Genomic DNA, 13983 nt, shown 5'->3' on the forward strand with positions numbered 1-13983 from the left:
GCGGTGCCGAGGTCGGCCGCCGCATCGGCGTGGGCCTCATGTACGGCCTGTGGAAGCCGCGCGTCCTGGGCGCCTGGCGGGTCCCCGCGGCCGGCCCGGTGATCCTCGCCGTGAACCACTCGCACAACGTCGACGGCCCCATGGTCATGGGCGTGGCGCCCCGGCCGACGCACTTCCTGATCAAGAAGGAAGCGTTCGTCGGGCCGCTCGGCCCGTTCCTGCGGGGCATCGGCCAGCTCCAGGTCGACCGCACCACGGCCGACCGCACGGCGATCACGGACGCCCTTGCCGTGCTGCGGGAGGGCGGCGTCCTCGGCATCTTCCCGGAGGGCACCCGGGGCGACGGCGACTTCGCCTCGCTGCGCGCGGGCCTCGCGTACTTCGCGGTGCGCTCCGGGGCGCCGATCGTCCCCGTGGCCGTACTGGGCAGCACGGAGCGGAACAGCCGGCTGATACGGCAGCTGCCGCCGCTGCGCAGCCGCGTGGACGTCGTCTTCGGAGACCCCTTCGAGGCGGGCGACGGCAGCGGGCGGCGTACCCGCAAGGCGCTCGACGAGGCCACCGTGCGCATCCAGGAGCGGCTCACCGCCCACCTGGAAAACGCCAGGCGCCTGACCGGGCGCTGAGTAAGACTTTCAGTAGTGACCGGCCGGTGGCCGGTCACCGATCACCACGATGAGCAACGAGGTACGGACTTCATGAACGACCAGATCCAGCCCGAGGGCGAGGGCTCGGCCGAGCACGCCGAGCACGACCACGGTGCGCTTGGCGATGCCGAGTACGCGGAGTTCATGGAGCTCGCCGCCGAAGAGGGCTTCGACATCGAGGACGTGGAGGGCGCCATCGAGGCGGCCGGGCACGGCCCGCTGCCCGTGCTCGCCGTCGTCGGCCGCCCCAATGTCGGCAAGTCGACGCTGGTGAACCGCATCATCGGCCGCCGCGAGGCCGTCGTCGAGGACAAGCCGGGCGTCACCCGCGACCGCGTCACCTATGAGGCCGAGTGGGCGGGCCGCCGCTTCAAGGTCGTCGACACCGGCGGCTGGGAGCAGGACGTCCTCGGCATCGACGCGTCCGTGGCCGCCCAGGCGGAGTACGCGATCGAGACCGCCGACGCCGTCGTGTTCGTCGTCGACTCCACGGTCGGCGTCACCGACACCGACGAGGCCGTCGTCCGGCTGCTGCGCAAGGCCAACAAGCCCGTGGTGCTCTGCGCCAACAAGGTCGACGGCCTGAGCGGCGAGGCCGACGCCACCGCCCTGTGGTCCCTCGGTATCGGCGAGCCGCACCCGGTCTCCTCGCTGCACGGCCGCGGCACCGGCGACATGCTGGACGCGGTCCTGGAAGCCCTGCCCGAGGCGCCCGCCCAGACCTTCGGCACCGCGATCGGCGGCCCGCGCCGCATCGCCCTCATCGGCCGCCCGAACGTCGGCAAGTCGTCCCTGCTCAACAAGGTGGCGAACGAAGAGCGCGTCGTCGTCAACGAACTGGCGGGCACGACCCGCGACCCGGTCGACGAGCTGATCGAACTCGGCGGCGTCATCTGGAAGTTCGTCGACACGGCGGGCATCCGCAAGCGCGTCCACCTCCAGCAGGGCGCCGACTACTACGCCTCGCTGCGCACCGCCGCCGCCGTCGAGAAGGCGGAGGTCGCGGTCATCCTGATCGACGCCAGCGAGTCGATCAGCGTGCAGGACCAGCGCATCGTCACCATGGCGGTGGAGGCGGGCCGCGCCGTCGTCCTCGCGTACAACAAGTGGGACACCCTCGACGAGGAGCGCCGCTACTACCTGGAGCGGGAGATCGAGACGGAGCTCGCGCAGGTCGCCTGGGCGCCGCGGGTGAACGTCTCGGCGCGCACGGGCCGGCACATGGAGAAGCTGGTCCCGGCGATCGAGACGGCCCTCGCGGGCTGGGAGACGCGCGTGCCCACGGGCCGCCTGAACGCCTTCCTCGGCGAGCTGGTCGCCGCGCATCCGCACCCGGTCCGCGGCGGCAAGCAGCCGCGCATCCTGTTCGGCACGCAGGCGGGCACCAAGCCGCCGCGGTTCGTGCTGTTCGCGTCGGGCTTCATCGAGCACGGCTACCGCCGCTTCATCGAGCGCAGGCTCCGTGAGGAGTTCGGCTTCGAGGGCACGCCGATCCACATCTCGGTGCGGGTGCGCGAGAAGCGCGGCCAGAAGACCCAGAAGAAGAAGTAGCGGCGCACCGGGGCCGAGCGGCCCGCGTGTGCGTACGCGACGATGCCCGGCCTTCCACGGGGAAGGCCGGGCATCGGTTTGTGGGGCGAGCCGCGGTGCGCGCGGTCAGCGCTCGCGGCGTGGGCCCGGCGGGAGCGCGGCCGGGAAGAGCTGGCCGTAGCCGGTGTGGTCGGCCTGGGTCGGCTGGCCGTAGCGGGCGACGTGGAAGGGGTTGTGCCGCGGATCGTGCCTCGGGTCGTGTCGCGGGTCGTGACGGTCGTGCCGGGGCTGCTGGCGGGGGTCGTGCCGCCCGTCGTGCTGTCCGACGCCGTGCTGCGCGCCGTACGGCCGGGTGCCGAAGGCGTTGAACCGCAGTTCCTCCTCGCCGGTCCGGTCGCCGGGCAGGGCGCGGAACGCCCTCAGATACTCCGAGTACAGCGCGTCGTAGATCGGCGTGGCCGAGTGGGCGCCCGAGGCGTCCTGCGCGGTGCGCATGGACGGGATGGGGCTCTGGTACGGCCGGTGGGGTGAGGCGTCGTATGCGTGCACGTCTGGGCCAACGACACCGGGGCCGGACGGATGCGGGGAAATCCGGCGCATTCGCCTGGTAGGCGGCAGGTGCCGCCGGGTGGCCGTCCGCGCGCCGGACGCCGTCGGCGCACCCGGCGCGCGGACCGCGCTCACGTGCCGGCCAGCGGCATGCCGCAGGCGACCAGCCGGCCGCCCGATGCCGCCCGGTCCAGGGCGTCGCGCAGCAGGTCCTCGCGGGGCTGGCGGCCGATGGATCCGGCGGGCGCCGCGAACAGGAGCACCGACTGCAGCTTGTTGGCCGCGGCCCGCCAGCCCTCGGTGACCTGGAGCGGCTGGGGCGCCTGCCACCAGGCGACCTGGGGGCCGCCGCCCGTGCCGGGCTGCAGGATGGCGTGCAGCTGGCCCATGGCGAGCAGCACCGACCAGCCGTGCACGGTCGGCGGCACGCCGTCCAGGGACGTCACGGGCATGAAGCCCTGCTCGATCAGGAGCTGCAGGAATTCGTCGCCGCCGCCGGGCGCGGCGCCGGGGCGGGCGATCGGCCCGGTCGGCTCGACGACGAGGGCGGGCCGCAGCTCGCCCTCGATGAGGACGAGGCCGCTGGTGACGCCGAGCACGGCCTGCTCGGGCGCGCCCCGGGAGCCGCCGGGGCCCGGGGCGCCCTCGTCGGCGGAGCCGGTGATCGCGCGGACGGCGCCCTGGAGCTGCTCCTCGGCGACCTCGACGATCTGGGACGGCAGGCAGGCGGCGTGGGCGAAGGCGAGCACGGCGGTCTCGTCGCCGACGAACAGGACCGTGCTGGTGCGCTCCCGCTCCGAGTCGCCCGGGGTGCGACAGGAGGTGCAGTCGTAGGCGCCCGGGGCGTTCTCCCCGGCGAGCAGGCGGTCCGCTTCTTCATCGCCGATCTCGGCGCGTACCTCGTCGCTGAGGTCGAGCATGCGCGGCACGGGTGGCTCCTCGGAATCGATGCGTGGGGTGTCCGGGTGGTGCCCGGCTCATAAAGGAGACAACGGGCGATCAGTGGTGCAAGTCACGCACGCGGGCGAACGGAATTGAACTATCCGAAGCGGAGCGTGAGTTGCCGGGCGGAATCTGTCACTCCGCGCCAACAGGTGCTGGGGGCAAGGAAGTTGGGCCGGTGAAGTGAGTCACAGATCGCTTCGGTGATGGGCTCGTAAGTGCGGAAATCGGAGGATTAAGTGGGTGTCCGAAATTCGATGATACCCCCGGTAACAGTCAACTGGCCTGGAATGACAAGGACCTGGTTGATATGGGGGCGAGCGGGCTCCTAGATTCCACCGCCGTGTGCAGCGAGCACCGCTCGGGTACGTCCGCTGCTGTTCGGCGGGCGGGGCTCGGCGGGACCCCGGCGCCGGAAGCGCGCGGGGCCCGCGGAGCCAGGGGGAGCCCGGGTCCTTGGAGAGGGAAATTCATGTCCGTTCGTCCCCAGTACATTCGCAGGACGGCAGTGCTCGGTTCGGCCGCGCTCCTCGCGCCCCTTGCACTGCTCGCCGCGAGCGGTCAGGCCGCCGCGGACAGCGGAGTGTGGGACCGGATCGCCCGCTGCGAGAGCGGCGGGAACTGGCAGATCAACACCGGTAACGGCTACTACGGAGGACTGCAGTTCTCCGCCGGGACCTGGCGGGCGTACGGCGGCACGGCCTATGCGCCGACCGCCGACCAGGCGTCCAAGGCACAGCAGATCGCCGTCGCGGCGAAGGTGCAGCGCGCCCAGGGGTGGGGCGCCTGGCCGTCCTGCTCGGCACGGGTCGGCGCACAGGGCGCCGCGCCGGGGGCGGCCGCTCCCGAGCAGCCCGCCGCGCCGAAGCAGGCGGCGCCCCGGCAAGCCGCCCCGAAGGCGGCCCCGGAGCAGCCCGCTCCGCAGTACCGCGCGCCCGCCCGGAGTGACCGGGGCACGCGGGGCGAGACGGGTTCGGGCGGGTACACCGTCCGGTCCGGTGACACGCTCAGCCGCATCGCCGCGGCGCACGGCACCGACTGGCAGCGGATCTTCGCGGCCAACCGGGCGGTCATCGGCGGCGACCCGGACGTGATCGTGCCCGGGCAGCGGCTCGTGCTCTGACGGGAGCCGGGCCCCGCAGGGGCGGCCCCGCCCCGTCGTCCGACCGGGTGGGGCCGCTTCGGCGGCGGCGCGGCAGGGTCCGGGTGCGCCGGGGCGGTGCCTAGCGTGAGCCGATGCACTCGACGCACTCGATGTCGAACACACGTTTCTGCCTTCGGTCCGTGACTCTGCTCGGCGCGGCGGCCCTGTCGCTCCTGGCGCCGTCGGCCGCCGCGTCGGCGGAGCCGCCGCGGCCGCTGCCGGGCGCCGAGGTCACGGAATACACGTACGACTGCTCCCGTACCGAAGGGCCCTGGGCCTGTCTCGCCCACTGCGAGAGCAACGGCCGCTGGGACAGCAACACCGGGAACAACTTCTACGGCGGGCTGCAGTTCCGCCAGTCCACCTGGGTGGAGTTCGGCGGCCTCGCCTACGCCCCGCGCGCCGACCTCGCCACCCGCGACGAGCAGATCCTGGTGGCCCAGAAGGTGCTGCGCAAGCAGGGCTGGAAGGCATGGCCCGTCTGCTCCAGGAAGGTCAAGGAGGCGGGCCTCGACGGCGACGCGCTGGCGGCGGTGGGGATCACGCACGTCGTCCGGCGCGGTGAGACCCTCAGCTCCATCGCGCGCCGCCATCAGGTCGAGGGCGGCTGGCAGGCCCTCTACCGGGCCAACCGGAAGACGGTCGGCCCGTTTCCCGACCGGCTCAGGCCCGGGACGGTCCTTGTCATCCCGGCGAAGTGACACGCCGTCACTCCGGTGCGAGTGATACGCCCTCACGCCGGTGAGGTGGTGTGTCCTCCCGCCGGCAGTTCCCCGGCCTCCCCGGCGAAGGCGACCTCGCCGCGGCGCAGTTCGTACACCACCGCCGCCCGGTCCCCGCGCCCGCCCACGCCGGGCGGCAGCCGCTGTTCGGCGACGACCACGCACGCGGGCAGGTCCCGCAGGAGGTCGTACGTACGCGACGCCACTGTCGGGGACATGCCCTGGGCGGGTTCGTCGACCAGGACGACGCGGGCGCCTGCCAGCAGGGCGCGGGAGAGCGCCAGCATGCGCTGCTCGCCGCCCGACAGCGTGCCCGCGCGGCGGCCGAGCAGCGGGCGCAGTTCCGGGTACGCGTCCAGGGCGGGGGAGAAGTCGCCCCCGGCGTGGGCCAGTTCCAGGTTCTCGCGGACGGTGAGGGTGCCGAAGACGGCCCTGCGGTCCGGCACGAAGCACAGTCCGCGGCGGGCGCGTTCGTGCGCGGGCAGCCGGGTGACGTCGGTGCCGTCCCAGACGACGGCGCCCCCGGACAGCGCGACGGTGCCCGCGAGGGCGCGCAGCACGGTGGTGCGGCCGGAGCCGTTGCGGCCGAGGAGGACCGTCAGGCCGGGGCCGGGCGCGGCGAGGCTCACGCCGTGCAGGGCCTCCAGCGGGCCGTAGCGGACGCGGGCCGTCCGTAGTTCCAGGAGGGTCATCGGGTGCCGCCCTCGGTGCGCGCACCCGCCGGGCCGTCGAGGGCGTCCAGAACCCGGCCCGCCGGGCCCGAGGCGACGACGCGGCCCGCCGTCATCACGTACACCGAGTCGGCGAGGCCCGCCACCAGGTCCAGGTCGTGCTCCACCACCAGCAGGGCCGTGCCGTCCGCCGCGAGTGCGCGCAGGATCCGGGCGAGCGCGGCCACTTCGGCCGTGTCCAGGCCCGCCGCCGGCTCGTCCAGGAGCAGGACGTGCGGGTCGCCGGACAGCGCGCGGGCCAGTTCGACCCGGCGCAGGGTGCCGGTGGGCAGGTCCGCGGCGGGGCGGTCGGCCACGGGGGCCAGCTCGAACAGGCGCAGCGCCCGGTCCAGGGCCGCCGGGTCGTCGCGCACCCGGCCCTGTTCCGCGCCCACCCGTACGTTCTCGGCGACGGTCAGCGTCGGGAACACGGCGAGTTCCTGGAACGTGCGGGCCACGCCGACGCGGGTGCGGGCGTGCGCCGGAAGCCGGGTGATGTCCCGTCCCGCGAGCGTGACCCGGCCCTTGTCCGGCCGCAGCGTTCCGGCCAGACAGTGGAACAGGCTGCTCTTTCCGGCGCCGTTGGGGCCGACCACGGCGGTGATGTGGCCTGGCGGCACGGTGAGGGACACTTCTCGCAGGGCGGTGAAGCCGTCGTACGAGAGCCACAGGCCGTGGGCCTCCAGCCGGGGTTCCCGGGGCTCGGGCCCCCCGGGCCCCCGGCCCGCCAACGAGCCTGCACCGCCGCCCCCTGCCTCCACGCTGGCCCCACTCCCGCTGCCGCCATCACTGCTTCCGCCGACCGTGCCGGTCCCGTCGGCCGGGGGCTGTGCCCACCCGTGCCGCCCTGCGGCACGACTGCCCACAGCGGGAGCGGGAGCGGGATCGGCTTCGGTCCACCCGTGCTGCCCTGCGGCACGATTGCCCACAGCGGGGGTGGGGCCGGTCCCCGCGGCTCCTGCCAGGGCCGTGCGCGCCCGTGTCCCGGTCGGGGTGAGTCGAGGGTGGCGGCGGAGGCGGTGGGTCGCCGCGCGGAGCGCTTCGTAGGGGCCGCCGGGGAAGCGGCCGATCAGTATGGCGAGGATGCCGATGACCGCCGCCGCGACCCCGCCCCGCGTGCCCGCGTCGAGGCCGACCAACAGCGCCCCCGCGAGCAGCGCGCCGAGCAGGCTGTCGGCGCCCAGGACGACGACGGCCGCGAACCACAGCAGCCCCCGCACGGGGTCGAACGCGCCGGGGTCGAAGGCCCGCAGCCCCATGCCGAGCATGCCGCCGCCGAGCGCGGCCAGCGCCGCGCCTGTGACGAACGCGGCGAGCTTCACTGCCCGGACCGGCACGCCGGCCGCCGCGGCCCCCGCCTCGTGGTCCCGCATGGCGGCGAGGGCCCGCCCCGTACGCCCCCGCCGCAGCGCGGCCACGAGCAGCAAGGCGCCCCCGAGCAGGACCAGTTCGAGCAGGTAGTACGCGCGGTCGCCGCCGAAGCCCGCGGGCCGGCCGAGGGTGAGGCCCGACGTGGCGTACGGCTGCGCGAAGACGAAGCGGCTGACGCCGACCCCGACGGCGAAGGTCGCGAGGGCGAGGGCGAGGCCGTGGCGGCTGATCGCGGGCCAGCCCGTGAGCAGGCCGAGCGGGGCGACGAGCAGCACGGCCACGGCCAGCGCGGCGAGCGTGGGCAGCTCCGGCAGTCCGGGGAAGCGCCCGGCGGCGAGCAGCGCGGTGAACAGCGCGCCGAGACCGGCGTACGCAGCCTGGCCGAGGGAGATCTGCCCGCCTCGGCCGGTGACCACGACCAGGGAGAGCAGGATGACGCCGAGCGCGGGGACCTGCACGGACGTGGTGAGGTCCGAGCCCGCGAAGCCGAGGGGGAGGAGGAAGAGGACGACGGCCACTATCCACGCGCCCGGAGGCGTGGGGACGCGGGCCGTCGCCGTGCGCGGCAGCGCGTCGCCCTTGCCGATGCCGGGAAGGACGAGCGCCGCGATCAGCAGCGCCACCACGAAGAGGTTCGCGCCGACCGCCTGGAGCAGCGGCTCGCGCCAGCCCGCGGGGTGCAGCCGGGTGAGCTGGCTCTGGGCCACACCGATGCCGAGCGCCACGACGACGGCCACCGGCAGGTTCCGCATCCGGGCGGCCACGGCGACGGCCACCACCTCCATGACCAGGAGGGGCATGCCGTACGGATCGAGACGTACGTACGGAGCGAGCAGCACGCCGGTCAGGCCCGCGGTGAACGAGCCGAACGCCCAGCCCGCCGCGGCCACTCGGTCGGCGTCGATCCCGGCGAGCACCGCGAGGCGGCGGTCGTCGACCACCGCGCGGAGTTCGCCGCCGAAGCGGGTGAAGCGCGTGACGGCCCACACGGCGAGCGCGAGCACCACGGCGGCCGCCAACTGCCCCCAGGGGTCCGCGGAGACGAGTGTCGGCACGTCGGCGCGGGCGCCCTGACCCCAGATCAGCGCTGCCCCGCCGACGAGGAGCACGAACACCCCGATCGACGCGACGAGCGTCTGCGCGGGGTCGCCGCCGAGGACGGCGAGCGGCCGGAAGACGGCGCGTTCGAGGACGAGGCCGATCGCGGGCGCCACGACGAGCAGGGTGACGGCCGCGGCGAGCCAGAGCGGCCAGTGCCATTCGACGGTGAACTGGCGCAACAGGTAGGCGCAGAGCATCGCGATGGCGCCGTGCGCGAAGTTGAGCACGCCCGTCGCGCGGTGGGTGACGATCAGGCCGATGCCGGTGAGGGCGGCGGCGCTGCCGACGGAGAGCCCGGCCAGCGTGAGGTCGTAGCTCAGGGAGGCCACCGGCTCAGACCTCCGGGGTGGTCGAGTCCGCCGCGTCGGCCGGGTCCACGGGGGCGGGGTCGTGCGGGGGAGAGCAGATCGGACAGGGGTCCGCGGCACGGGCCCGCAGGACGCCCGCGTCGGGGGGCACCGCGTCCGGCTTGCCGGACACCAGGGGGCAGTCCGCGCGGTGCAGGAGCCTGCCGCCGGGCACGATCAGGAGGTCGTCGCTGGTCGCGACCGGCGCCGCGGACCGCTCGGCGCGGGCGCCCGCCGGATCCTGGCCCTCGACGGCCACGAGCAGCCCGTACAGCTCCTCCACCCGCGCCGCCGCGAGCGCCCCGCGGCCGTGCGCGAGCAGCACCGCGCCCGCCACGATCAGCGCGGCACCCGGCACGGTGCACGAGGCGATGTAGGGCAACTGCCGCTCGGCGAAGCGCTCGCCGGAGATGCCGTACCAGCCGATCACACAGAGCACCGCCCCCGTCGCGAGGGCCGCGAACGCCGCCCACAGCATCGGATGCACCGCCCGCAGCCGGGCCGCGCGGGACGCGGCCGAAGACGCCGTGGGAGATCGCTGAGCCGTCCGTGCCGCCCGCATCGAGGCCCCCTGGGAGACGTCGTAAGTCAGACAGGTCTGTTACTGGCAGGTCTGTTCATGTCAGCCAATGGCTTGCACTATGCCTTCTGCAAGCTGACCCTGAAAGCACCGGGCGGTCTTCGCCCGGACCGACACCCGGTGGTGAGCCAGATGGTTCTCTGGACCAGCCCCAGGCGGGGGAGCGATCTTCGGCGGGGCAGGGTGCGGAGCGCGGCTCTCTCCGCGGCCGCCGTCCTGCTGATCGCTCCGGCCGCCGTGGCCTGCGGCGACGACAGCGGGGGCGACGACAGCGCGCCGCCGAAGCCCTCCGTGGAGACGGCGGACGAGAAGCCGGCGGACGGTGCCTCCGAGACGGCCGACAGCGAGGCGCCCGGCGGCTCCGAGCCCGCCGACCCCGCGGCCGCCGAGAACGAGGTACGGAAGAACTTCGAGAAGTTCTTCGACCCGGACACGTCCCTGCGGGACAAGGAGGCCGTCCTGGAGAACGGCCCGAAGATGCGCGAGGTCCTGCAGAGCTTCAGCGGGGACGAGCGCGGCAAGCAGGTCGGCGCGAAGGTCGGCAAGGTCGAGTTCACCTCGGCGACCGAGGCCGACGTGACGTACGCGCTGACGCTGAAGGGCGCGACCGCGCTGCCCACCGCCAGCGGCACGTCCGTGAACCAGAACGACACCTGGAAGGTGTCCGTCAAGACGCTGTGCGCGCTGGTGAAGCTGAGCGGCAATGCGTCGCCCGGCCCCGGCTGCTGAGGCCGTGGCGCGCCGGGCCCGGCGTCCGGCGCTCGCCCTCCTCGCGGTCGCGGCGCTCCTTGCCTCCGCGGCCTGCGGCAGTCGCCTGCCCGAGAGCGACTTCGAGGACCGGCCGGCCGCGCCGCGCGGCACCCAGGAGGGGCCGCCGCTGCGCGTCGGCATCATCACCAGCGCCACCAGCCCCGTCGGCGGCTCCGCCTTCACCGGCCCGCGCGACGGCGCGAAAGCCTACTTCGACCGGCTCAACGACCGCGGCGGCGTCGGCGGCCGCGAGGTCGAGGTGCACACCTGCGACGACGGGGGCAGCGGCGTCGGCAACAACGAGTGCGTGCACAAGCTGCTCGACGAGAAGAAGGTCGTCGCCCTCGTCGCCACCACCGTCCTCGACTACGCGGGCGCCTCGCGCGTCTCCGACGCGGGCGTGCCCGACATCGGCGGCCAGCCCGTCGGCTCCGCGTACGACACCCATCCGCACCTGTACGGCATCTACGGCAGCCTCGCCCCGCGCACGGGCAAGCCGGGCTGGGACGGCAAGCTGTACGGCGGCACCGAGGTCTACCGCTACTTCAAGCGCGAACACGGCGCCCGCACCGCCGCCGTCGTCTCCTACAACCAGGCCGCGTCGGCCGCGTACGCCCGCCTGGTGAAGCGCGGCCTGGAGGCCGAGGGCTACCAGGTGGTCACCGAACAGGTCGACTTCGCGCTGCCCAACTTCCGGGCCGTCGCCGCCGACCTCAAGGACCGGGGCGCCGACCTCGTCTTCGACGCGATGGACACGCACGGCAACGCGCAGCTCTGCGAGGCGATGGACGACGTCGGCGCGGACGTCACCGCGAAGGTCACCAACGTCCAGAACTGGTCGTCCACGGTCGCCGAGGACTACAAGGACGCGCCGCGCTGCCGCAACGCCCTGTGGGCGACGGGATCGAGCCGCAACTACGAGGACACCGGGCACCGGGCGGTCCGTGAGTTCCGCGACGCCACGAAGGGGGAGAAGACGCACTCCCAGTGGCAACTGGAGGGCTGGGCCGCCGCGATGTGGTTCACGGACGCGGCGAAGTCCTGCCTGGCGTCCGCGGGCGACGCCACGCGCGCCTGCGTCGACCGCTTCATGAGCCGGGGCGAGCCGTACGACGCGGACGGGCTGCTGCTGCCCGTCACGTACGAACGGCGTTCCGAGCCGCCACGGACGCGCGAGACCTGTGTGTCCGTGGCCCGTTGGCAGGACGATGAGGGCTGGGTCACACAGGGCGACATGAACCGCACCTGTTTCGAGGTACCACAGCTCTCCTACCAGCCCTGATCTGTGTACCAGTCACGGAGTTCCCGGTTCCGCCTGTCGATCAGGCATCCGTTTCACAACAAGACGGATTTTCGACCCAACCCTTGGCCCGAGATTTCCGTCTAACCCCTCGGTAGGCGGACGAGACGGGACTGTCCGCAGGGAAGCGCGGAATACGGGGACGTATGCATATCTCTTTCCTGATTCACAACGCGTACGGGATCGGAGGGACGATCCGGACGACGTACAACCTGGCGAACACGCTCGCCGAGCACCATGACGTCGAAATCGTGTCGGTGCTGCGCCATCGGGACGAGCCGGTCTTCACGCCCGACGCGCGGATCAGGCTGAGCCACCTCGTCGACATTCGGAAGCACAGCCCGGGGTACGAGGGGGACAGCGACGCCTACCGCACCCCGGCCAAGGTCTTCCCCAGCGCCGAGGGCCGATACGGCCAGTACAGCGCCCTGACCGACGAGCGCATCGAGGCGCATCTGACCGCCCTGAGGTCCGACGTCGTCATCGGCACCCGCCCCGGCCTGAACGTGCACATCGCCCGCCAGGCCCGGCGCGGCGTGCTGCGCGTCGGCCAGGAGCACCTCACGCTCGACAGCCACTCCAAGCACCTGCGCCTGCAACTGCGCAGCGTGTACCCGCGCCTGGACGTCCTGACCACGACGACCGAGGCCGACGCGCAGGCTTACCGCCGGAAGATGCGGCTGCCCGGCGTGCACGTACAGGCGGTGCCCAACCCGGTGCCCGCCCCCGGCATCGAGCCCGCCGACGGCTCCCACAAGTGGGTGGTGGCGGCCGGCAGGCTCGCCCCCGTCAAGCGGTACGACCTGCTGATACGCGCCTTCGACAAGGTGCGCAAGGAGCGCCCCGACTGGCGGCTGCGGATCTACGGCGGCGGCAAGCAGAAGGACAAGCTGCGCAAGCTGATCGACGAGCTCGGCCTGTACAACCACGTGTTCCTCATGGGCCCCGCGCACCCCATCGAGCCGGAGTGGGCCAAGGGCTCCATCGCGGCCGTCACCTCCAGCCTCGAATCGTTCGGCATGACGATCGTGGAGGCGATGCGCTGCGGGCTGCCCGTGGTCGCCACGGACTGCCCGCACGGCCCCGGCGAGATCATCGCCAACGGTGTCGACGGCCGGCTCGTCGAGGTCGGCAACGCCGACGCGATCGCGGGCGGACTGCTCGAACTCATCAATGACGACGCGCTGCGGCAGCGCATGGCGGGCGCCGCGCTCGAGGACTCCGAGCGCTTCGACCCCACCCGGATCGCCGAGCGCTACGAGGACATGTTCAGCGGCATGCTCACGCGGGGCGGTTCGCTGAGCGGCCGGGTGCGCGGCTCGATGCACCGCGCGAGGGGGGCCCTGCTCGGCGGCGCGTACGCCGTCCGGGACGCCCGACGGACCGTACCGACGAAGGGGCGCTTGGCATGACGGCCGTGTTCACACGGGGCACGCTGGACGGCTCGCAGGAGGCCGCCGGTGACGCGGGGCCGCCCGCGCCGCGCGCCGACTGCATCGCGGACTCCGCGGGCGGGCTGACCTTCGACGTCACCGACCCCGGCGAGGCGGGCGCCGCGCATCTGCTGCTGCGGCTGCGGGACTCCGACCCGGCCGTCGAGGTACGGCTGCCGCTGACCCCGGCCGCCGACGGCCGGCTGCGCGCCGCGCTGCCCAGCAGCGTCGAGCTGCCCGAGGGCCGCTGGAACGCGTACGCCCAGGTCGAGAGCGGTGAGCCGCGCCGTCTGGTGCCCGGCGTGAACGACCTGCGCTCGCTGGTCGACCGGGCGCCGAGCGGCAGCCGCGGACATGTCGCGGTGCGCATTCCGTACGCCACCAAGCAGGGCAACCTGTCGGTGCGCAGCTGGCTGCGGGCGCCGCACGCGGAGGTCGGCGAGCTGTGCATCGAGGAGGAGGGGCTCACCGGGCAGGGCCGGGTGTACGGCACGGCGCTCACCGGCGCGGGGTACGTCGAGGCGGCGCTGCGCGGGGATTCCGGGCGGGTGCTGCGGGCCGGGCTCGCGCCCGGGGGCTCTTCCGCGTCGCCGGAGTGCGGGTTCGCCTTCGCGCTGCGGTACGCGGAGCTGGCCGACTCGGTCGACGGCGAGGGGATCTGGGATCTGTGGCTGCGGCCCGCCGGGGAGGGTGGGCCGCGGATTCGGCTCGCCCGGCTTCTTGACGACGTTGCCGACAAGAAGCCGATCTTCACGTATCCGCTGAAGCGGGTCGACTCCGTCGAGGTGGGCCCGTACTACACCGTGGACAACGACCTGTCGATCCGCGTCGGCCCGTAGCCCCCCTCTGGGTGCGCG

The 13983-nt window shown here is 73.7% G+C and carries 13 protein-coding genes; 8 read left to right on the forward strand and 5 right to left on the reverse strand.

Annotated elements, in window-relative coordinates; all coding sequences use genetic code 11:
• Nucleotides 1–38: 38 nt before the first annotated feature.
• Both STRAU_RS11465 and der read left to right on the forward strand, forming a co-directional pair.
• The gene (locus STRAU_RS11465; protein WP_052029049.1) at nt 39–626 is read left to right on the forward strand and encodes a lysophospholipid acyltransferase family protein; all 588 of its coding nucleotides are present in this window, start codon (nt 39–41) and stop codon (nt 624–626) included.
• Nucleotides 627–698: 72 nt separating this feature from the next.
• Nucleotides 699–2198, forward strand: coding sequence for a ribosome biogenesis GTPase Der (gene der / locus STRAU_RS11470; protein ID WP_052029048.1), 1500 nt, complete (start codon nt 699–701; stop codon nt 2196–2198).
• A 105-nt stretch (nt 2199–2303) separates the two neighbouring features.
• Here the strand turns inward: der and STRAU_RS11475 are convergent, their stop codons facing one another.
• Together STRAU_RS11475 and STRAU_RS11480 are read right to left on the reverse strand one after the other, a co-directional pair.
• Complete coding sequence (locus STRAU_RS11475; RefSeq protein ID WP_037658730.1) at nt 2304–2672, reverse strand: hypothetical protein; 369 nt, start codon at nt 2670–2672, stop codon at nt 2304–2306.
• A 185-nt stretch (nt 2673–2857) separates the two neighbouring features.
• Nucleotides 2858–3655, reverse strand: a complete 798-nt coding sequence (locus STRAU_RS11480) for a hypothetical protein (RefSeq protein ID WP_037658732.1) — start codon at nt 3653–3655, stop codon at nt 2858–2860.
• 485 nt (nt 3656–4140) lie between these two features.
• On the opposite strand from STRAU_RS11480, the gene STRAU_RS11485 reads away from it, so the two are divergent.
• Both STRAU_RS11485 and STRAU_RS11490 read left to right on the forward strand, forming a co-directional pair.
• Nucleotides 4141–4791, forward strand: a complete 651-nt coding sequence (locus STRAU_RS11485) for a LysM peptidoglycan-binding domain-containing protein (protein ID WP_037658734.1) — start codon at nt 4141–4143, stop codon at nt 4789–4791.
• A 161-nt stretch (nt 4792–4952) separates the two neighbouring features.
• A complete protein-coding gene (locus tag STRAU_RS11490) occupies nt 4953–5513 on the forward strand; it encodes a LysM peptidoglycan-binding domain-containing protein (RefSeq protein ID WP_016640464.1) in 561 nt (186 codons plus the stop codon).
• 32 nt (nt 5514–5545) lie between these two features.
• Here STRAU_RS11490 and STRAU_RS11495 read toward each other — a convergent pair whose 3' ends face one another.
• From STRAU_RS11495 to STRAU_RS11505, 3 genes are read right to left on the reverse strand one after another with little or no spacing between them, the layout of a single operon-like run.
• Nucleotides 5546–6226 carry an ABC transporter ATP-binding protein gene (locus STRAU_RS11495; protein WP_016640465.1) on the reverse strand — a complete coding sequence of 227 codons (681 nt, stop codon included), beginning with the start codon at nt 6224–6226 and terminating at the stop codon, nt 5546–5548.
• Nucleotides 6223–9045 (reverse strand): ABC transporter permease subunit, encoded by a 2823-nt coding sequence (locus STRAU_RS11500; RefSeq protein ID WP_016640466.1) that lies wholly within the window; start codon nt 9043–9045, stop codon nt 6223–6225. Before STRAU_RS11500 ends, STRAU_RS11495 begins: the two co-directional genes overlap by 4 nt.
• 4 nt (nt 9046–9049) lie before the next feature.
• Nucleotides 9050–9625 (reverse strand): hypothetical protein, encoded by a 576-nt coding sequence (locus STRAU_RS11505; RefSeq protein ID WP_016640467.1) that lies wholly within the window; start codon nt 9623–9625, stop codon nt 9050–9052.
• 150 nt (nt 9626–9775) lie between these two features.
• Here STRAU_RS11505 and STRAU_RS11510 point away from each other — a divergent pair, with 150 nt between their 5' ends.
• The 4 genes from STRAU_RS11510 (at nt 9776) to STRAU_RS11525 (ending at nt 13965) form a co-directional block, all read left to right on the forward strand.
• Entirely contained in the window at nt 9776–10372 is a 597-nt protein-coding gene (locus STRAU_RS11510; protein WP_203227383.1) for an MTB12 C-terminal domain-containing protein, read from the forward strand.
• Entirely contained in the window at nt 10347–11675 is a 1329-nt protein-coding gene (locus STRAU_RS11515) for an ABC transporter substrate-binding protein (RefSeq protein ID WP_016640469.1), read from the forward strand. The genes STRAU_RS11510 and STRAU_RS11515 overlap by 26 nt, the downstream gene beginning before the upstream one ends.
• A gap of 164 nt (nt 11676–11839) precedes the next feature.
• A complete protein-coding gene (locus STRAU_RS11520) occupies nt 11840–13105 on the forward strand; it encodes a glycosyltransferase family 4 protein (RefSeq protein WP_016640470.1) in 1266 nt (421 codons plus the stop codon).
• On the forward strand, nt 13102–13965 hold the full coding sequence (locus tag STRAU_RS11525) for a hypothetical protein (protein ID WP_016640471.1): 864 nt from the start codon (nt 13102–13104) through the stop codon (nt 13963–13965). The genes STRAU_RS11520 and STRAU_RS11525 overlap by 4 nt, the downstream gene beginning before the upstream one ends.
• The last annotated feature ends 18 nt before the right edge of the window (nt 13966–13983 follow it).

It is taken from the genome of Streptomyces aurantiacus JA 4570, assembly GCF_000414115.1.
GTDB lineage: Bacteria > Actinomycetota > Actinomycetes > Streptomycetales > Streptomycetaceae > Streptomyces > Streptomyces aurantiacus_A.